This window comes from Elusimicrobiaceae bacterium (assembly GCA_017520185.1).
GTDB lineage: Bacteria > Elusimicrobiota > Elusimicrobia > Elusimicrobiales > Elusimicrobiaceae > Avelusimicrobium.
This window is the reverse complement of sequence record JAFXGO010000019.1, coordinates 12,069-32,918: the sequence shown is the minus strand read 5'-3', so window position 1 is coordinate 32,918 and position 20,850 is coordinate 12,069. Positions and strand designations below refer to the sequence as shown.

Annotated in this window: 15 protein-coding genes and 1 pseudogene; 5 read left to right on the top strand and 11 right to left on the bottom strand. The window is 43.7% G+C overall.

Annotation, left to right across the window (positions count from 1 at the left end):
• Nucleotide 1: 1 nt before the first annotated feature.
• On the top strand, nucleotides 2–682 hold the full coding sequence (locus tag IKL48_02655; protein ID MBR3603575.1) for a hypothetical protein: 681 nt from the start codon (nucleotides 2–4) through the stop codon (nucleotides 680–682).
• A gap of 30 nt (nucleotides 683–712) precedes the next feature.
• Entirely contained in the window at nucleotides 713–2,152 is a 1,440-nt protein-coding gene (locus IKL48_02650; protein MBR3603574.1) for a hypothetical protein, read from the top strand.
• A 43-nt stretch (nucleotides 2,153–2,195) separates the two neighbouring features.
• On the opposite strand, the gene IKL48_02645 is transcribed toward IKL48_02650, so the two are convergent.
• The 11 genes and pseudogenes from IKL48_02645 to IKL48_02595 form a co-directional block, all read right to left on the bottom strand.
• Complete coding sequence (locus IKL48_02645; protein MBR3603573.1) at nucleotides 2,196–3,905, bottom strand: sigma-70 family RNA polymerase sigma factor; 1,710 nt, start codon at nucleotides 3,903–3,905, stop codon at nucleotides 2,196–2,198.
• A 3-nt stretch (nucleotides 3,906–3,908) separates the two neighbouring features.
• Complete coding sequence (locus tag IKL48_02640) at nucleotides 3,909–5,690, bottom strand: DNA primase (protein ID MBR3603572.1); 1,782 nt, start codon at nucleotides 5,688–5,690, stop codon at nucleotides 3,909–3,911.
• A 107-nt stretch (nucleotides 5,691–5,797) separates the two neighbouring features.
• Nucleotides 5,798–5,992, bottom strand: a complete 195-nt coding sequence (locus IKL48_02635) for a 30S ribosomal protein S21 (GenBank protein MBR3603571.1) — start codon at nucleotides 5,990–5,992, stop codon at nucleotides 5,798–5,800.
• Between the two features lie 130 nt (nucleotides 5,993–6,122).
• Entirely contained in the window at nucleotides 6,123–7,181 is a 1,059-nt protein-coding gene (gene recA, locus IKL48_02630; GenBank protein ID MBR3603570.1) for a recombinase RecA, read from the bottom strand.
• 27 nt (nucleotides 7,182–7,208) lie between these two features.
• Nucleotides 7,209–9,737 carry an ATP-dependent Clp protease ATP-binding subunit gene (locus tag IKL48_02625; protein MBR3603569.1) on the bottom strand — a complete coding sequence of 843 codons (2,529 nt, stop codon included), beginning with the start codon at nucleotides 9,735–9,737 and terminating at the stop codon, nucleotides 7,209–7,211.
• A gap of 284 nt (nucleotides 9,738–10,021) precedes the next feature.
• A complete protein-coding gene (locus IKL48_02620; protein ID MBR3603568.1) occupies nucleotides 10,022–11,740 on the bottom strand; it encodes a proline--tRNA ligase in 1,719 nt (572 codons plus the stop codon).
• 1 nt (nucleotide 11,741) lies between these two features.
• Complete coding sequence (gene ispG, locus IKL48_02615; GenBank protein MBR3603567.1) at nucleotides 11,742–12,836, bottom strand: flavodoxin-dependent (E)-4-hydroxy-3-methylbut-2-enyl-diphosphate synthase; 1,095 nt, start codon at nucleotides 12,834–12,836, stop codon at nucleotides 11,742–11,744.
• The gene (locus tag IKL48_02610; protein MBR3603566.1) at nucleotides 12,836–13,969 is read right to left on the bottom strand and encodes a site-2 protease family protein; all 1,134 of its coding nucleotides are present in this window, start codon (nucleotides 13,967–13,969) and stop codon (nucleotides 12,836–12,838) included. Before IKL48_02610 ends, ispG begins: the two co-directional genes overlap by 1 nt.
• Nucleotides 13,970–13,978: 9 nt before the next feature.
• On the bottom strand, nucleotides 13,979–15,178 hold the full coding sequence (locus tag IKL48_02605; protein MBR3603565.1) for a 1-deoxy-D-xylulose-5-phosphate reductoisomerase: 1,200 nt from the start codon (nucleotides 15,176–15,178) through the stop codon (nucleotides 13,979–13,981).
• Entirely contained in the window at nucleotides 15,175–15,990 is an 816-nt protein-coding gene (locus IKL48_02600) for a phosphatidate cytidylyltransferase (GenBank protein MBR3603564.1), read from the bottom strand. The genes IKL48_02605 and IKL48_02600 overlap by 4 nt, the downstream gene beginning before the upstream one ends.
• A 625-nt stretch (nucleotides 15,991–16,615) precedes the next feature.
• A pseudogene (locus IKL48_02595) lies at nucleotides 16,616–16,744 on the bottom strand (prepilin-type N-terminal cleavage/methylation domain-containing protein).
• A 347-nt stretch (nucleotides 16,745–17,091) separates the two neighbouring features.
• Here IKL48_02595 and IKL48_02590 point away from each other — a divergent pair.
• The 3 genes from IKL48_02590 to IKL48_02580 are packed head-to-tail and all read left to right on the top strand — an operon-like array spanning nucleotide 17,092 to nucleotide 20,723.
• The gene (locus IKL48_02590; protein ID MBR3603563.1) at nucleotides 17,092–18,732 is read left to right on the top strand and encodes an acyl-CoA dehydrogenase family protein; all 1,641 of its coding nucleotides are present in this window, start codon (nucleotides 17,092–17,094) and stop codon (nucleotides 18,730–18,732) included.
• Between the two features lie 9 nt (nucleotides 18,733–18,741).
• A complete protein-coding gene (locus IKL48_02585; protein ID MBR3603562.1) occupies nucleotides 18,742–19,530 on the top strand; it encodes an electron transfer flavoprotein subunit beta/FixA family protein in 789 nt (262 codons plus the stop codon).
• Nucleotides 19,527–20,723, top strand: coding sequence for an electron transfer flavoprotein subunit alpha (locus tag IKL48_02580; protein MBR3603561.1), 1,197 nt, complete (start codon nucleotides 19,527–19,529; stop codon nucleotides 20,721–20,723). Before IKL48_02585 ends, IKL48_02580 begins: the two co-directional genes overlap by 4 nt.
• Nucleotides 20,724–20,850 lie beyond the last annotated feature (127 nt).

Here is a 20,850-nt window from a genome sequence, read left to right as displayed (position 1 = left end):
TATGAATTTTGAAACCATTTCCGTAAACGTGAGTGAACATTTGATTTCTTTGGCAGAACAAACCGGGCGTGTATTAGGCTCTTTATTGGCGGCGATACTGATTTTGGTAGTAGGGCTTTATTTGTCTCGTTTTGTGGGTTCTTACGTTAAGAAATTACTTAATAAAATCTCTTTTGACGATAAAACCGCTAAACTTGGCGTGAATGAATTGTGTATGCGTTTCGGGTTGGGAAAATCTCCTACCTATATTATTTCTTTTGTGTTGGCGTGGGCGGTTATTTTTTATGCGGTGGTGCTGGGGGCCGATGTTTTGCACCTGACAATTATCCGCGATTTGTTTACTCGTTTCTTAGAGTTTATTCCTACTCTTTTTGTATCGGTATTAATTTTATTTGCCGGTTTGTTGTTGGGTAAACTGCTCTCTAATATTATGGAAAATTCGGCTAAAGTCAACGGTTTGAAAGGCGGTGTGGTCATGGCACGGGCCGTTTATGGTTTTGTAGTGTTTTTCTTCGGACTTGTGGCAGTGGAAAATTTGGGTATTGCCAGCCAAATTGTCAATAATGTAGCCGTAGTGATATTGGCTTCTTTTGGTTTGGCTTTTGCAATTGCGGCAGGACTAGGGGCTAAACCTTTGGTGGAAGATTTTCTGCGAGAAACATTTAAAAAAGATGAAAAATAAAAAATTAAATCTAAAAAATAGATTTTTTAAATGAAGAAATGGCTAGTTTTTCTTTTGATTTTCTGTGGTATGAATGCTCTTTTTGCAGGAGAGTGGGGTGCCTTGCGGGATTATCCTTCTCAAACAGACAGTGGTGTCAACGGGGAAAAGTATTTGATACACAAAGTATTAAAAGAAGAACAAATAGTGGTAGACTTGATCCTGGATGTTAGAGATGTGGATAAACGGGAAAAGATGGAAAAAATGATTTGGGATTCTTATTACCAATGGTTTGCCTATCCAGCACAGAAAATTAAAGAACAGGAACGAGAGGAAGAATTTGCCGATATTTTACCATTGTTGAATAAAGAAGTGAGTGTTCGTTTTTCTATAGATAATCCGGATATTTATATTGCGGTTGTGGATCAAGACTTTGTAATTCAAACCTGCGGTGAAGGAGCTTTTGGTTGCTATCATGCTCACAGCGAGTATAATCCGGATATTCCCATAATTTATATAGCAAGAAATGACTTTCGGTTGAAAATTTCGAAGGGATTAAATTATTCTAAAGAAACCATTGCCCTGCATGAAATTGGTCATTCTTTGGGCCTAAGCGATCAATATGATTTGGGCAAAGATGCCACGACGCATTCTGTGTATCATTCTACTTCTCCCCGCAGAAGTATTATGCGCCAATCCACAAAACTCACCTGTGACGATGCTGACGGAATTATTAATTTAATAGATATTGCGCGCGGTACTAGCCGCGGTGGTGAGACCGGTTGGCGAAGTTTGTGCAGAAAATCTAAAGATTACTATAGTCATGGAAAAACCTTAACCAACGCTTCGTATCATATTGATTTTAATCAAGAAGATTTAACATGGACTTTGATGTTCCAGGATAACAATGGCTTGCAAAAATATGTTTCTTTTCGGCCGGAAACACAAAAAACGATGAATCCTTTTTCTGACATAGCAGAAACGGTACTCGAAACAGATTCTTTCCAGCGTCCCGTACGGGCCCATTTGGCTACAGGGGAAGATGTTTATTATAGTTATGGTTATGATAAAAAAATTCGCTTAGTGGCTAATCAAGCAAAGGCTCTGCTGGTAGAAGGATGGAATCAGGTTCGGAAAAAAACGAGATATAGTTATATTTATGGAAAAAAATATGAAGCCTATTTTGGAGGAGATGGCGAGTTTAAAACTTTTTCTGCGGTTTATTACCCCCGAAAAGGCGGTGCTTTATCTTATGAGGAAGGGGAAAATTTTTTCGAAAGGGACCGTTATGTAGAGATGAAGTTTGATGGAAAAAGAAATTTAAAAGATGAGTTTTGGTCAGAGGCAAGCATCACTCCGCCCGCCAAGCCAAAGAATGTTTCTGCGGAAAGATTGGATAAAGTAGAAATGCTGTTTCAAGCAGAAAACACAGAACGTGCAAAACAACAATTACGCAGCAATTTACTTAAATGGTATCAGAAAGTAAAATAATTTTTAAAATAAATCCCCCCGCTTTTGGCGGGGGGATTTGTTTCTACTCTTGATAATCTTTTAACATCTTGGTGCGGCTGGGGTGGCGCAGTTTGCGAATGGCTTTGGCTTCAATTTGGCGCACGCGTTCGCGCGTCACATTAAACATTTTGCCCACTTCTTCCAAGGTGCGCGGATAGCCCGAATCAATCCCAAAGCGCAAGCGGATAATTTTGGCTTCACGCTCAGACAGAGTGGCCAATACGTCGGCCACTTCTTGCTTGCGCAAGAAATCAGCCGCAGACGTAGTAGGCGTCGGTCCGCTCTTATCTTCAATAAAATCTTCCAGGTTGGAGTCTTCGTCTTCACCGATAGGGGTGGAGAGAGAAATCGGATCCTGCATGATTTTGAGTACACTTTTTACTTTTTCCACAGGTAAACGCAATGTTTTTGCATAATCTTCCAAAGAAGGTTCCTTGCCGTGTTCTTGGCGGAATTTGTTGGTCACTTTGGTCAGTTTGGAAACTAATTCTTTCATGTGTACCGGAATGCGGATAGTATTAGCCTGATCTGCGATAGCGCGGTTGATGCTTTGGCGAATCCACCAAGTGGCATAGGTAGAAAATTTAAAACCGCGTTTATATTCAAATTTCTCTACCGCTTTCATCAACCCCAATCCACCTTCTTGAATCAGGTCAGAAAGTTCTAAATTAGAATTGACGTGCTTTTTGGCAATAGAGACCACCAAACGCAAGTTGGCTTTGATGAGTTTGAGTTTGTCTTGCAAAATCATGTTTTCAAAGAAAACGATGCGGTCATTGAAGGACAAAAATTCTCTTTCCGTCATCGGCAAGGCCTCCACCATGCGTTCATGACGGGCGCGAACTCCCTCAATATTCGTCAAGGCTCTTTCCAATTCTTCAATAGAGAATTTGGTTTTCTTTTTAAATTCTTTTTCGGAAATCTTTTTGTTTTTATAAGAATTGACCAGTTTTTTGACGTTTTCATATGTGCCGAAATATTCATTAAAGCGGTTGATATCACCGGAAGTTTCGGTCAAGCGGTCGGCCAAATTTTTAATTTTATTGGTTAAACGTTTAATTTTATTTTGGTTTAAGTTAAGTTTAATAATGCGCGCTACCACTTCTTTTTGTTTTTCTTCCAAAAGTTCAATATTGCGATTGCGTTTTTTATCGGAGATGTTTTCATCGCGCAATTCCTTCATCAGCTTTGTGATTTCTTGTTCGCGTTTGCCGATAAACTGAGCCGCTTCTTTGAGTTTTTTACGCATATTATTGAGCTCACGCGTAGTGCGTTTACCGCGCGGCATCAATTCTTTGGTGGTCATTTCCTCTTGGTCTACGAGTTCTTCCCAATTGCAAATTTCGCGCATGGTGATGGGGGACTCTAACACAAGTTTGCGCAGTTCTTTTTCGCGTTCGCGGATATTGCGAGCTAAAGTGATTTCTTCGTCGCGGGTTAAAAGAGGTACACGGCCCATTTCAGACAAATACATGCGGATAGAGTTGGAAATGTCCGGACTGGAGGACCAATCTTCAGTCAATATTTCTTTTTCGGCGGAGCTGGATTTAGACTTCTTTTCATCTACTACTTGGATACCTTTGTCTTCCAAAGTACCCATCAAGCCGTCAATTTCTTCGGCACTCATCAGGTTGGAACTTAAAGAACGGTTAATTTCGTCTAAAGAAATCATGCCGCTTTCTTGGCCGATTTCTACCAATTCTTTTAATGCTTTATTTCCGGTATTTGCCATTTGTTATGTACCTCTATCCGTTAATTTTTTTAATCTGTTTTGTAGCTCAGTCATTTTTTTGAGCAACTGCGCAGGTACCTGTCCGGCACCGGCAGTTTTGATTTGTTGTCTAACGGCATTAAGTTGCCGTTGCAGGGCTTCTCTTTCTACGGCCTTGCGGCACGCGGAAATATCACGCTGCGGTTCAAAATCTTTGGGCAGTTCCGTCATCATGAGCCTGGTGGCTAAGTTGGCCGTTTGGGGAGCCAGCCGACACACACGATCTATAAATCCTTCCGAAGATGAATTTTCTGCCGCTGCTTGGCAGATAACTTTTAAAAGAGCCGCCAATGCTTGACTATCAAACAAATCTGCTAAATGGTTGCTTTCCGCTGCGTATTGCGGATAGCGCAACAACCATCCTGTTAAATTTTCTTCTGCAGCATTATGTGTTTGTTTTTCCGTAAAGTGTTGTTGCACCGGTTTTTGCTTTTGGAGACGATGTTGAAAGCGCGTGGATGCATATTCTTTACTGCGCAATCGTTCTAATACCAAAGCCTCCTCTACTCCCACTCTTTCGGCTACATATTTTACCCATTCTCTGCGCACAATCGGGTCCGGTTGTTTTAAAAGGGTTTCCACAAGTTCATTGACAATAGCCGTTTTGGCTTGTGCTTGCAAAGGTTGCGGATATAAATTCAACTGTAATTGGGTGTGAAACTCTATTAAATCCTGTGCTTGGTCCAATACGCAGTTAAAGTTTTCTTTTCCGTATTTGGTGATATATTCGTCTGGGTCTAACCCCTCAGACAAAGACGCTACCTTTACAAATACCCCTTGCTCAATTAAAATTAAAGCCCCACGTAATGCTGCTTTAATACCGGCTGCATCGGGATCAAAAAGCACGACCACATTATCAGTATAACGTTTAAGCAGACGGGCATGATCTTCCGTTAAACTGGTGCCTAAAGGAGCCACCGTATTTTCAAAGCCGGCCTGATGACAGGCAATCACGTCCATATATCCTTCTAAGAGTAGGGCCCTGCCTGCTTTTCTGATGGCGGGTCCTGCAAAATTGATACCGTAAAGCACTTGGCTTTTGTTAAAGAGCAACGTTTCGGGGGAGTTTAAATATTTCGGTTCTCCCTCTGCCAAAATACGCCCGCCAAAACCAACGGTTTCCCCACGTTGGTTGATGATGGGGAAAATTAAACGACCGCGAAAATAATCACGCGGACCATAAGCGGTAATAACCCCCAGCCCAACCTCTTTGAGTTGTTGGGGGGTATATCCTGCACTTTGCGCTTCTCGGCACAAAGCCGTAGCATCATTTTTGGCAAAACCCAACTCAAACTTAAGCGCGGTTTCTTTGGTCAGATTGCGCCCTTTTACATAATTGCGGGCGAACTCCCCACCGACGGACATTAAATTTTTATGAAAAAAGTTTTTGGCAAAATCCAATGTTTTGCGTGCATCAATACGCTTTTGTTCATCTGCTGAAAATCCATGCGTAGGCTTGTACTCCACTCCGGCAATATCGGCTAATTTTTGCAACGCTTCATGAAAAGAGAGATTTTCGATTTTCATCAAAAATTCAAAAATATCTCCGCCGGATTGACAGCCAAAACAGTAAAACAAGCCTTTTTCGCTGCTGACGGTAAAAGAAGGGGTTTTTTCTTTATGAAAAGGACAACAAGCCTTCCACGTTTTGCCCGCTTTTTTAAGATGTGGCACATATTGGCGGACAAAATCCACAATGTCGATGCGTTGTTTTATTTTTTCAGCAACGTTTTGATCAATAAACATAGTTTACCGTCGAAGTATCGTACGCGCGTATGCGCTCGCGCGCGCACATGCTAAAGAAGGCAATAGCCCTCGGTTGCCCTTGGACTATTGCCTGAAAACTACTTGAATTAATAGCGCCGACGTTTGGTGCGGCGAGCGCGACGTTGCGCTTCTTGAGATTTAATTTTGCGCTTCACGCTGGGGGGCATATAAGTCTCGCGGCGTTTGATTTCCTTGAGAATGCCGTTTTTTTCGCATTCGCGTTTGAAGCGTTTGAGAGCCTCTTCCAAGTGTTCGGCATCTCTGACTTTCACAAAAACCATTTACTTTTTCACCACCTTCTGTATAACCAGCAAAAAATCGGTACGAAAAAACTTCTTATTTATTATATAAAATTTGACCTTTAAAATCAAAATACCCCACTGTTTGTGGGGTATTTTGTGAGTTTAAAACTTATTTCTTGCCTTTTTTGGCAGGAGCCGTTTCTGCTTCGGCGGCATTAGGAGCTTTGGAACCGTCGTAATGGTGGCCTAAATATTTGACGTATAATTTGTCTTCTATTTCGGCGGCCAATTGCGGATTGTCTTTTAAATACTGACGGGCATTTTCCGCACCTTGACCTAGTTTTTCATCACCATAGATAAACCAACTGCCGCTCTTGTCTAAAATGCCGGCTTCCACCCCTTTATCGAGCAGACAGGCCTCACGAGAAATGCCTTCTCCGTGCAACATGGTAAATTCGGCTTGGCGATACGGAGGCGCCACTTTGTTTTTGGTCACTTTGGCGCGCACGCGAGTGCCGATGATTTCATCCCCTTTCTTCAAGTTTTCGATGCGGCGCACGTCAATGCGTACAGAGGAGTAAAATTTTAAAGCCAAACCACCCGGTGTGGTTTCGGGGTTGCCGAACATGACACCGATTTTTTGGCGAAGTTGGTTGATGAAAATAATACTCGTTTTGGTTTTATTTAAAATGCTGGTGAGTTTGCGCAGGGCTTGGCTCATGAGTCTGGCTTGTAGACCGACGTGAGAGTCTCCCATTTCTCCCTCGATTTCCGCGCGCGGTACAAGGGCGGCTACGGAGTCTATAATGATCAAATCGATAGCGCCGGAACGGACCAATTTTTCCGCGATTTCTAAGGCTTGTTCGCCACTGTCGGGCTGAGAAATTAAAAGTTCATCTACATTTACACCGATAGAAGTAGCATATACGGGATCTAAGGCATGTTCGGCATCAATAAAAGCCACCACGCCTCCATTTTTTTGTGCTTGGGCTGCTACGTGCAAAGAAAGGGTGGTTTTGCCGCCGGCTTCGGGTCCGTAAATTTCAATTACGCGTCCGCGAGGAATACCACCTACTCCTAAGGCTAAGTCTAAGGACAAAGCTCCCGTAGCAATGGCATCTACTTTTTTAACATTGGCGTTTCCTAAAATGGAAATGGCTTCTTTGCCGAAGGCTTTTTCAATTTGGCCTAAAGCAAGGTCTAATGCTTTTTGTTTGTTTGCGTCCATAAATCCTCCAAGATAGATCAAAAATAATTACACGGCGGTCGTTTCTACTGCGCGTGCAAAAGCAAGTTTATTGTTTTCTTTTTCTAAGTCTACAATAATTTGAGTGCCTGCAGGGTACTGTTGTACCAAAATATTTTCTGCTAACGGGTCTTCCAAAAGGCGTTGTATCGTGCGCAACAGGGGACGCGCGCCGTATTTTTCATCATAGCCTTCTGCAATTAAGAAGTCTTTGGCTTCTTGCGTCAGTTGTAAGGTTAATTGACGTTCGGTCAGTTTAGCCTCTACATTGCTGAGCAAGAGATCTAAAATTTGGCCGATATGTTGTTTGCCCAAAGAGTGGAAAACCACAATTTCGTCAATACGGTTAATAAATTCAGGATTAAAGGTCTTTTTCACTTCGTCCATGACGTGTTGGCGCATTTCAGCATGTTGTTGTTCCTCTGTGGAAGAAGCGGTAAAGCCCAAACTGTTGCCTTTGTTGGTGATTTGGCGTGCACCGACGTTTGAAGTCATGATAATGACACAGTTTTTAAAACTTACTTTATGCCCCAAATTATCGGTTAAAGAACCTTCATCTAATACTTGCAACAAAATATTATAGATATCGGGGTGGGCCTTTTCTAACTCGTCCAGCACGACAACGCTATAAGGGCGGCGGCGTACGGCTTCGGTCAGTTGGCCTCCTTCTTCATAGCCTACATAGCCCGGAGGGGCCCCGATTAAGCGCGATACGGCAAATTTTTCCATATATTCGGACATGTCCAACCGCACCATCGCTTCTTCGTCACCGAATAAGAAAGTGGCTAAACTTTTGGCAAGTTCCGTTTTTCCTACACCGGTAGGGCCTAAGAATAAAAATCCCCCAATGGGACGGTGCGGGTTTCCTAGCCCCGTTCTGTTGCGGCGAATGGCCTGAGAAACGGCGCGTACGGCTTCTTCTTGACCGATAATGCGTTTATGCAAATGATCTTCCATGTGCAAAATTTTGTCGGTTTCGCTTTGCGTCAGGCGCGTCACGGGAATGCCGGTCCATTTAGAGGCTACGATAGCAATATCTTCTTCCGTCACTTCCACACGGCGATTATTGCGTTCTTCCTGCCACTTGGTTTTCAGTTCGTCCAATTGTTTTTTTAAGGCTTCTTCATTGGCTTTGAGTTGGGTGGCTTTTTCAAATTCACGGTTGCGAATTGCTTGGTCTTTTTCGGCCACAGCGGCTTGATATATGCGTTGTTGCTGGCGCACATCATCGGGCATGGCAGAATTCTTCAAGCGAGCGCGCGCACCGGCCTCGTCAAAAAGATCGATGGCTTTGTCCGGCATGGCGCGATCAGTGATATAACGGTCTGCAATGGCGGCCGCAGCGCGAACAGCACCATCTGTAAAAAATACTTTGTGGTGCTCTTCAAATTTAGGGCGTATGCCAGATAAAATGGTGACCGTTTGCTCTACATCGGGCGGCTCTACCGTGACGGGTTGAAAGCGACGTTCAAAAGCGGTGTCAGATTCAATATATTTACGATATTCGTCGAAGGTTGTGGCACCGATGCATTGTATTTCTCCACGTGCCAAAGCCGGTTTGAGCATGTTAGAGGCATCCATAGATCCTTCTGCTGCGCCTGCTCCGATAAGAGTATGCAGTTCATCTATAAAAATAATACTATTGCGGTCTGCGGCGGCTTCATCAATGATATTTTTAAGACGTTGCTCAAATTCACCGCGATATTTGGTGCCTGCCACTACAGAGGCCAAGTCTAGGCCCAGCAATCGTTTGCCGCTTAAAACGTCGGAAATATCACCAGTGGCCATTTTTTGTGCAAGACCTTCTACAATGGCGGTTTTACCTACGCCCGGTTCACCAATTAAGACGGGATTATTTTTGGTGCGGCGGGCCAAAATTTGGACCAAACGTTCAATTTCTTCTTCTCTGCCGATAACAGGGTCCAAAGAGCCTTTTTCCGCCAGTGCCGTTAAATCTCGGGTATATTCATCTAGCGTAGGGGTTTTGCTTTTGGTTTCTTTTTTGGAAGTGCGTTCTACCACTATTTCTTCTTCAACATCTTCTTCATCGGATTCTTGAGAGAAATCAGAGGTGGAATCTTCTTTTAAATCAGACGGTTGTGCCCCTTCTAAAAAAGTAAGGGTGCTTTCTCGTACGGAATCCAACGTGACGTTTAAATTTTGAAAAATGGTACTAGCCATGCCTTCTTCTTCACGTACAAGACCTAGTAGAATATGTTCGCTACCGATGTGCTCCGTACCTAGACTTTGCGATTCTTCCACCGCAAATTCCAGCACTTTTTTCGCACGCGGCGTAAATGGGATTTCTCCCAAGAGCATTACAGAATCTCCTATACCGACCATCTTTTCTATTTCTAAGCGTACCTTTCGAAAGGTAATGCCTAAAGAAGATAATATTTTGTTGGATACAGTGCCGTCTAGTGCTGTTAACCCCAGCATAATATGTTCGGTGCCGACGTAATCATGATTGAGCCTTTTGGCTTCTTCTTGCGCGATGAGAATAATTTTTTGCGCATTTTCCGTAAATCGTTTTGCCATCTTAAACCCCTTTTTGATAAGTACTTACATTATATAAAAAAGAGGGCATCTTTAGAGAAGGAAAAAGGCTTATAGAGTAGAAGTTAAAAATCTGAAAAGAAAAGGCAGAATTTATGTGAAGAAGTAGGTATAAGTGATTATCTCTTAGCAGAAGGGGTATGCAATGAGGGAAGGACTCAGCGATCCTCTGCGTTGAATTTTTATTGTATCAAAAGATACTCTTTCAAGAAGTTAAAATTCAAAAACCCCGCCGATTTGGCGGGGTTTTTGCGTCTGTTTAAAACTTATTTTTTCAGTTCGGCTACAAAAGTATCCATGTCGGATAGGTTCTTGCGCACAGCCTCTTTGTCTGCGCGGTGTTTGTACTCAAACTGACTTTCTTTGACGGTGCGGCTGCTGATGACCACGCGGTGGGGCAGACCCATGAGGTCGGCATCTTTAAATTTCACACCGGGTCTTTCGTCTCTGTCGTCCATGAGTACGGTAAGTCCCGCGTTTTCCAACTTGGCCGTTAATTCATCAGCGGCTTTTTTAACATCGGGGTTAGAGTCATAATCAATGGCCACTAAAGAGACGTTAAACGGAGCAATCGGCTCAGGCCAAATAATGCCATTTTCATCGTGGCTTTGCTCAATGGCGGCAGCCACCACGCGGCTAATGCCAATGCCGTAGCAACCCATGATAAAAGGCTCAGAGGTTTGTTTTTCCGTTAAAAATTCCGCTTTCATGGCTTCGGAATATTTGGTACCCAATTTGAAGATGTGGCCTACTTCAATACCGCGTGTAAAGTTGAACTTGGCACCACATTTGGCACAGCAGTCACCCTCAGAAGCGATTTTAAGATCACAATAAGCATCTACTTCAATATCGCGTGACGGATTGACATTGATAACGTGTACGTCAAATTCGTTGCCGCCGGCCACACCGTTGACTACGCCTTTGACATAATTGTCAGCATAAATTTTTACTTTTGGATTGCGTTGTTTCAGCCCTTGCGGACCGGCAAAACCTACGGGAGAGCCCGTCACTTGGGTATAAACTTCTTCACTGGCTTTTTCAAGTTCGGTGCATTTCAAAAGAGCGCGCAATTTGGGTTCATTAAGTTCATGATCACCGCGCACTAAAGCCACCACCGGTTCGCCGTCAGCGGTAAAGACCAACAGTTTGATTAATTTATCCGTACCGACGTTTAGCATCTTGGCTACGTCTTCTACGGTATAGGCTTTGGGGGTATCTCTTTTTTCTATTTCTTTAAATTCTGCTTCATTTATAGTAAACTCAGGAACTTTAATTTCCGCTTTTTCGGTGTTGGCGGCATAATCGCAGGACGGACAATCGGCAATAACATCTTCGCCATTGTCGGCCAATACCATAAATTCATGAGAGAAATTACCGCCAATGGCACCGGTATCGGCTTCTACGGCTTTGAATTTAAAACCGCAACGTGTGAAAACGCGCTGATAAGCATCATGCATTTTCTGGTACCACTCATTGGCTTGCTCATCAGTAGCAGCAAAAGAATAAGCATCTTTCATATAAAATTCGCGTGCACGCATCACGCCAAAGCGAGGGCGAATTTCGTCGCGAAATTTGGTGCCGAACTGATACAAACAAACGGGAAGTTGTTTGTAAGAGGAAATATCTTTTCTGGCTAAATCCGTAATTACTTCTTCGGCGGTAGGGGCCACACAAAATTCGGCTTTTTTGCGGTCTTCAATTTTTAAGAGCTGATTGCCGAAATGTTCCCAACGGCCTGTTTCACTCCAGAGTTCTTTGGGTTGCACCACCGGCAACCATACTTCACACGCACCGGCGCGGTCCATTTCTTCGCGCACAATGTTTTCTACTTTTTTAAGTACTTTAAATCCTAACGGCAACCATTCATACAGTCCACTGCCCATTTTGCGAATGAGTCCTGCACGGATCATCAGTTTGGCAGAAAGGTTGTCTGCATCTTTGGGGGCTTCTTTTAAAGTAGGTACATAATAGTTAGAGAGTTTCATTTTATTTTCCTTCTTCTTTTTTCCAAGTATTTATTTTATTGATTAAAAATTCTACCCAGCGGTCTTGCGGGAGTTTGAACATCGTTTCGCCTTTTTCAAAATACAATCCTTCCCCTTTTCCGCCGGCAATGCCAAAATCTGCATCGCGCGCTTCACCGGGTCCGTTGACGATACAACCCATCACCGCAATTTTAAGACCGGTGGCCTTTTCTAACAAATCTTTGTTGGAGTAGATGCGCTTTTCCAATTCGCGCACTGTTCCGGCCACATCTACTTGCGTGCGTCCGCAGGTAGGGCAGGAAATCAAGTTTGGCCCATATTTACGCATGCCTAAGGCTTTTAAAATTTCATAGGCGGTGCGTACTTGCAAGGCAGGGTCTTCGGTTAGAGAAACACGAATGGTAGAGCCGATGCCCTTTTGCAAAAGAGTGCCTAAAGCAATAGAACTTTTGACCGTTCCGCTCAGGAAACTGCCCGCTTCTGTCAGCCCGATGTGTAAGGGAATGTCGCTTTGAGAAGCAAAAAGTTCATTGGCTTTTAAAGTACGGGCAAAATCGTCCGATTTTAAAGACACCACTACGTTTTTGAAATTTAGTTGCTCTAAAATATTGGCTTGTTCTAAGGCTTCGTTAACCATCACTTCAGCCCATTTGTCATCAGAAAGTTCCACTTGCCCTGAGACGCTTTTCAAATATTTAACAGAGCCTGCATTAACCCCGATGCGAATGGCTACATTATGGTCGGCACACGCTTTGACCACTTCTTTGGTGTTTTCAATCGCACCGATATTGCCGGGATTAATGCGTACTTTGTCTACGCCTTGTTTGATGGCCTCTAAAGCCAATTTATAATCAAAGTGAATGTCTGCCACCAAGGGGGTATGAATGCGTTTTTTGATTTCGCCCAAAGTTTGGGCCGCTTGCATATCCGGTACGGCTACGCGGTTAATTTCACAACCCGCATTTTCTAAAGCATTGATTTGATCAGCAGTGGCTTGTGTATCGCGTGTATCGGTATTGCACATGCTTTGCACGCGCACAGGGTTGCCCGTACCTAAAGTATAGGGGCCTACTTGGACTTGTCTGGTTTTATACATTATTTTTCCTCCTGTGCAACTGCCTCTTGCGTTGTGGCAGGTGTTTGCTTTTCTTGGGTTTGCTCTATGGTTGCTTTGGGTTTAAAGAAAATACGTTTAATGTCAGAATAAGACGCATAGACAACCAAGATCATTAAAATATAAAAGCCTACATTGGCTGCACGCATAATCATTTTGGTGGAGGGGAGTTTGCCTGTCAAGCCTTCCCACAAAAATACGAGCGCATATCCGCCATCTAATATAGGAATAGGGAATAAGTTAAACATACCCACCGCCAAAGAAAGCATGCCGATTAAGAAAATAAAATCCATCCAACCTTTGTGTACCGATTGATGAATAATGTTTACAATGCCGATAGGTCCTGCCAAATCCGGTGCTTTTTTATGTGTGATGCTTTGCCAAATGGACACAAGAGAAAATTTGCTCCAGTACCAGCATTGATACAGGCCAAGTCCTACAGCCGAAATCAAGCCTACGGGTTTGAGTTCGTTGTGTACGGCAATGCCGATGATTGTTGGATTTTCTGGTGAGAAATAGGAATCTTTAATAGAAAGCTGCAAAGCATTTTCTCCACGTTTAACCGTCAAAGACAAGTCCCCTTGTCTGGCTTTGAGGGCTTGATTAAGTTCTTGCCAATTTTGAATATTTTTACCGTCAATAGATGTAATCAAATCCATTTTTTGCAGGCCTGCTTTTTCAGCCGGAAATTCAGCCACCACTTCTCCAACGACGGGGGCAAGTCTGGTCGGGTCATTTTCCGGCATACCACGCAGAAAAATAAGCAAGGAGAAGATAAAAGCCGCCAATACATAGTTGAAAAATGCCCCATTGACTACCATAAACAATTTGGCATACCATTTTTTGGCGCCGAATTCGTTTCCTTTGGGTTTTTCGGTTTGACCATCTTCGGGAAACATTTGTCCTTCCGGCTCTACAAATCCGCCAAAAGGAATGGCGCGAATTTGAAAATCAGTTCCTTTGGAAGACTTTTTGTGCCAAAGAATTTTTCCAAATCCAAAAGAAAACTCTTTTACCCCGATGCCGGTTAAGCGACACGCGATAAAATGCCCAAATTCGTGGATAATAACAATCGGACTGAGCACTACAATAACGGCTAATGCAGAAAGCAACATAAAAACTCCTTATAAAATAGCTTTGGTGTATTTCTTTTCAGCCAAATTAGCCAAAGCCTTTTCCCGTCCCCAAGCATCGGCTTCGGCCGCTTGGTTTAAGGTAATGTGTTCGGTGGAAGTACCATAGGTTTCTTTCAAAACACTATAGATTAGTTTGGGAATATCGGTAAAACGGATTTGCTCTTTTAAAAAGGCATCTACCGCCACTTCATCGGCCGCACTGAGCACTGCCGGAAAAATACTTCCTTTTGCTTGTGCCGCAAGGGCAAGCTCCAAACAGGGAAAACGCTCAAAATCCGGCTCAAAAAATTCTAATTTTTGCGCTTGAAATAAATTAAGCGGTTTGACAGGGCTGGGCATGCGCTTGGGATAGGTGATGGCATACTGGATGGGAATGCGCATATCCGGTTCACTCATTTCGGCCAAGATAGCACCGTCTACATATTCTACGGCAGAATGAATTAAAGATTGAGGGTGAATAACAATTTGCACTTTTTCTTCCGGCAAGGAGAAAAGGTTCATAATTTCAATGGCTTCAAAACCTTTATTCATTAAGGTTGCGGAATCTATGGTAATTTTTTTACCCATTTTCCAACGAGGAGGATTTAAAGCCTCTGCCGGTGTCACGGTGTCTAAAGAGTCTGTTCTTTTGGCAAACGGCCCGCCGGAAGCAGTGAGAAACACACGAGAAATGGATTTGTTTACTTGGTCATAACTGTTGGCATCGGTGCCTTCCATACATTGAAACATGGCCGAAGGTTCGCTATCCACCGGAATAATGGTGGCATTCCAACGGCGACATTCTTGCATAACGGTTTTACCGGCCATCACCATAGGCTCTTTATTAGCCAAAGCAATGGTTTTGCCTGCCTTAATAGCAGCTACTAAAGGCTTAAAGCCTACCGCTCCGACCAAACCGTTAATAATTAAATCAGCCGAAGGCAAAGAAGCCAAAAAAGTTAAACTTTCCATTTCCGGCGGTAAAAGTTGCGTGCCTTGAGGCATTTGATTTTTTAAGGTTTCGTAAGCGGCGCTATCCAATACGGCGGCAAAGCGGGGCTTAAAAGCATGAACTTGCTTTAAAAAAAGTTCCGCATTTCGGTTAGCGGTTAAGGCTAAGACGCGGTAATCCGGCCCTAATCCTTCCATCACGCTTAAAGAAGAAGTACCGATAGATCCGGTAGAGCCTAAAATGACGATGTTTTTCATAATACGTACAGAGCCACGTAATAAAATACGGGAGCTAATAATAAGTAGGAGTCAAAACGGTCCAAAAAGCCGCCGTGTCCGGGAAGAAGATTGGAAGAATCTTTAACACCGGTGCTTCTTTTGAGTACAGATTCGGCTAAATCAGATACTTGGCCCACAACCGCTACCAAAAGACCCAACCAAACGGCAGCCTGCAAAGTTAAAGACGGTAAAAATAAATGACGCATTAACAAAGCACCGCCCACAGCAAGTAAAGTACCTCCGACAGATCCTTCCCACGTTTTTTTCGGGCTAACTTCTTTGTTCAGTTTGTGTCTGCCTAAAAAACGACCTGTAAAATACGCACCGGTATCACAAATCCAAACCGTCACAATCATAAATAAGGTTAAATACTCACCATTGGGTTGCAAATCACGTATATTAATAAGGTGAGCCAAAGACCAAGGAATTAAAAACACACCTGTTAAGGTGTTGGTGACGCGGTCCCAACTGCGACGCGGGGTAATGACTTCCACAAACAAAACACCAAACAAAACAACACTGATGGCAAAGGGATAAAGATTATCCGGCAGTTCTAAAGAAGGAATTTCCGTTCGTCCGGCAATGGCTACCACCGCCATTAAAAGGCCGAAGAAAACCAATGAGAACATATGCACCGGTTTTTTGCCGGAACGCAACACCAACCCGTACTCATATAAGCACAAAGCGATGACACAGGCCACAAAAGCCATATACACCAGACCGCCAAAATGAATGGCAGCCAAAATCACAGGGACGCCGATAACGGCAGTTAATATACGCGGTAATAACATATAGGTATTTTAGCATATTTACGACTTTTTCATTTGCGGGGCTGGGTTTGGGCAAACTATTTTCCATATTTAGTTTATTTTGCGTTGCCTTACCGCTCGCCGTACCTGGCAGTACTTGCCTCGGGTAACTTGCAACGCAAACTAAACTTAAATCTGAAAAATCATGCAGCGAACATAGGGTTTTCATTTGTTGCGAACGGCTTTAAAAAAACCGTCTGTAGAAACAGGCGGTTAAGATAAGTTAACAATTTTCACAAGCAACAAAGCCATTGCCTTGCTTTTCCAGCATTTTACATAGCTTCTCGCCGATGGGAGACACATCTGTATAATAGTCGCATTCGTCTCCATGCCAACCGGGAGAATCACGGAGCCAAGTAATGACATAGGAACTTTCGGGTTCGCGAAATACCATAACCCAACACCTTGATGGCCAGCAAGACGCCGCATAACTAAAGTTTTTGCTTTTACATCTCTCTTCTGCGGAACAATCTAAGCTTCCCTCAAAGTCAAGCAACAACTGTCCGGAACCGCTATTTTTTCCAAGGAATTGAATCTGTTGTGAAGGATATCCATTTTCCAGCAACCATATATCTATGGCTTTTTGCAAAGAACCGACTGTTTGTTCTGCTTCTGCAAAGCGCGCTTTTTCTACCGCAAAGGTATATTGTGGTAAGGCTACGGCAGATAGAATGCCGATGATTAAAACGACAACTAATAATTCTATGAGGGTGAATGCTTTTTTGTTGTTTTTCATAAACGCTCCTCATTCTGTTATGAAACCCAACAAAAACGGCTGCTTCTTGCCTGAGAGTATGCTCACCTTCAACCAAGAACAGCCGTAGTTTATCGCCAAAACGATAAACATTTGGCATAAAACAAACGGGTAATTAGTCCGTTTATCCTATACCTAAACGACTGTTTTCGGAGAGCATACTCTTGCCTGACGGCAAAGGTCCGTTTCCAAAACGGTTCCAAAAACAGAATAAATTGTAACTACATTTTTAGTATAACAAATTTTGATTTTTTGATTTTCTTTTTTGCCCCTGTTCCCCTAAAATTGGTATCATTATATATACCTTATTGTAATGGAGATTATACCCCATGGCAAAAAATGACCTGATTACTAGGAACCTGATGTTGGACAGTTTGAAGCAATATGCCAAGAACAGGATTTCCCACGAGTTTCTCCGCGAGTATGATGCGAAGAACGAAATTCCCTTGCAGATTTTGAAAGAGATGTATGACCATGATATTTTGGGTGTACACCTTTTGCTTATTCCGGAAGAATATGGCGGTTTGGGTGGCCAAACTACCGAAATCTATCGCGTTTGTGAGCAGTTGGCGCGTATTGATTTGGGTATTGCCACCGGTGTGTTTGCCACGTTTTTGGGCAGTGACCCGATTAACGTCGGCGGTACGCCGGAACAAAAAGCCAAATGGTTTCAAAAAATCGCCCATGAAAACAAATTGGTCGCTTACGGTGCCACAGAAGCCGATGCCGGCTCTGACTTAGTCTCCTTGCGCACTCGTGCTGACCGTGTGGAAAAAGACGGTAAAATTGTCGGTTATAAAATTACCGGTAGTAAAATGTGGATTTCCAACGGAGGCGTGGCCGATATTTATACGGTGCTAGCCTTAGCTCCCGGTGGTCCGAGTTGGTTTATCGTAGAAAAGGGTACTCCCGGCTTTACCCAAGATGCCCATGAAGATAAACACGGTATCCGTTTGTCCAATACGGCGGGACTTGCTTTTGACGAAGTCTATGTGCCGGCCGAAAATTTAATTGGTTTGGAAGAAGGTAAAGGATTCTTGCAGGCACAGGCGGTATTTGGTTATACTCGCTTGATGGTAGCTGCGTTTGGTTTGGGCGGTGGTGAAGAAGCGGTGGAAACCGCTTTAATGTATGCTCAACAGCGCATTCAAGCCGGCGGTCCTCTTTCTGAAAAACAGGGCTTCATGTTAAAACTTATTACCCCTCACTATGTACGTTTTGAAGCCGCGCGTGCCTATATTGATTGGACGGCCAAACAATTAGAAGTCAATAATCATGGCTTAGCCACCGAAGGTGCTATTGCTAAACTTTATGCTACTGAATCCGGCAACAAAGCCGCCGAAGATGCCATTCAAGCGATGGGTGGTTTCGGTTATACCAAAGAATTTGCTGTTGAGAAAATTAAACGTGACGTAAAGATTACCTGCATTTATGAAGGCACCAGCGAAGTGTTGGAGATGACCATCTTCCGCGGACGCTGGCAGGAGCACCTCAAAAGTCGCGGTCAATACTATATTAAACAAGCTGAAGAATTTGAAGCCTTGCATACGCAACACCCCGATGTTGGTGCCGATAGTGTGGCTTTAGGTTTTAGAGCATTGGCCCGCGTATTGGAAGATTGCCGCTTGCAAAAATTGACCCGTCACCAATATATTACCTTTATGTTGGGTGATTTGATCAGTGAAGCAGAAGTAGCGGCTGTTTTTGCTCGCCAATGTGCTGAAGGCAAAGTGACAGAAGGAAGCCGCTTTGACTTAAATACCTTAAAAATCATGTCTCGCGTCAATGCCCGCTTGAGTGCTTTTAAAGTGGCTACCGAAGGCATGAAACTGATTTTGGGTGTGGGTGCAGCCTCTGCGCAAGACCTTTCCCAAGCGGTCAATTTAGTCGGTATTGAAGAAAAAATGACCGGCATTATTGAAGATGAAGATTTGGTATCTGCCAAACTCAGAGAAACTTTTAAAGCATAAGGAAATCCCATGAATATCATCGTATGCATTAAACAAGTACCCGATTCTACCCAAGTCAAGGTAGACCCGAAAACCGGCACCTTAATTCGTGCCGGCGTGCCCAGCATTTTAAATCCGTATGATCACTATGCATTGGAAAAAGCCTTAGCCATCAAGGCTAAAACCGGTGCCAAAGTGACGGTGCTTTCTATGGGCCCTGCTCAAGCCGTAGCGGTGCTTCGCTTGGCTTTGGCCTTAGGTGCTGATGAAGGGGTGCTCCTTTCGGATCGCGCCTTTGCCGGATCTGATACGTGGGCTACTTCTTATGCGCTGGCTACGGCCGTTAAGAAAATAGGTTCTTTTGATATGATTTTGTGCGGTCAAATGGCCATTGACGGCGATACCGCACAAACCGGCCCCGGTATTGCCTATCATTTGGGCATTTCTCAAATTACGTTTTGTGACAGTGTAGATAGTGACGGTCAACGTGCCGTAGTGAAAAAACTTATTGAGGGCGGTCATCAGATTATGGAGGCGGATTTACCCGTACTTATTACTATGACCATGCCGGTAGATTATGCTCCTAAGTATCCGTCTTTCATGGCAGCTCACAAGGCTCAAGATAAGCAAATTTCCACTTGGACGGCAGCCGATATTGGAGCGGATTTGCATAAGTTGGGATTAGAAGGCTCTCCCACTCGTGTATCTCGCATTTTCCCTCCGGCCGCGCGTGCCAAAGGGGAAATGATTTCCGGCTCTGCGGAAGAAATGGCCGCGAAATTTATTGAAATTTTGAAAAAGGAGAGTTTTGTCAAATGATTCAAGTAGGATCTAACTGTGTAGGTTGCGGAAAGTGCGTAAGTACCTGTCCGTTTGGTGCGCTCTCCTTAGTAAACCGCAAAGCGGTGGCGAGTGCAAGTTGTACTATGTGTGGGGCTTGTGTGAGTGTGTGCCCTGTTAAAGCCTTGTCTTTGCCAACGAATAGTGCCGAGAAAAAAGACTTATCCTCTTATAAAGGGGTATGGGCTTTTATCGAAATTTCTGATGACGGTAAAGAACAAAAGGTTCGCCCTGTAGGTTTTGAGTTGTTATCCAAAGGTCGTGAACTAGCGGACCAATTGGGTGAAGAATTGGCCGCAGTGGTCATTGGCGAGGGAGTGGAAAAATATTTTGCGGAGTTATCCTCTTACGGTGCCGATAAAATTTATGCCGTCAGCGGTCCTGCTTATCGCGATTATAATACTGCCGCTTATGCTAATGCCATGATTACTTTGATTAAAAAGTACAATCCCAGCATTGTCTTGTATCCCTCCACATATATCGGGCGGGATTTGTCTCCGCGTATTTCTTCGGAATTATTTGTGGGATTGACGGCAGATTGTACGGGGCTTTCTATTGCAGACGGCTTATTGATTCAAACCCGTCCGGCTTTTGGCGGTAATATTATGGCAGATATTAAATGTCCTGATTATCGTCCGCAAATGTCTACCGTTCGCCCGAATGTTTTTAAGAAAGTGGTTAGCAGACCCGGTAGCATGGCCCAAGTTATTAGCGAAACTGTCGCCCTTCCTGCCGCCGCCGGAAAGGTGCGCATTGTGAGCCGACACTTTGATGATAATTCTAATCAAGAAAAATTAGATGAAGCCGAAGTGGTGTTGGCCGGTGGACGCGGATTGAAAGATAAAACCGGTTTTGCTATGTTGCAAGAATTGGCCCAAGAATTGGGTGGTGCGGTGGGTGCTTCCCGCGCGGCTATCGATATGGGAATTCTGCCAAAAGAGAAACAAATCGGTCAATCCGGTGTGACGGTGGCCGCCAAACTCTATATTGCAGCCGGTATTTCCGGTGCGGTACAACATATTGTGGGTATGGAACACAGCGATGTAATTATCGGCATTAACAAAGATGCCAACGCTCCTATCTTTAATGTGTGTAAGTACGGCTTTGTAGCTGATGCGCGCCAACTCTTGCCCAAAGTGGTAGACGGCGTGAAAAAAGCCAAACAAAAATAAGTTTGTACCCAATAAAACCCCGCTTTTAGGAGCGGGGTTTTTTATTGGAATTTCTGCTTTTTTTTAAATCTGCGTCACATATTTTGCTGACTAGAAAAATCAAAGCTCCGCTCCATAAAAGGATTAG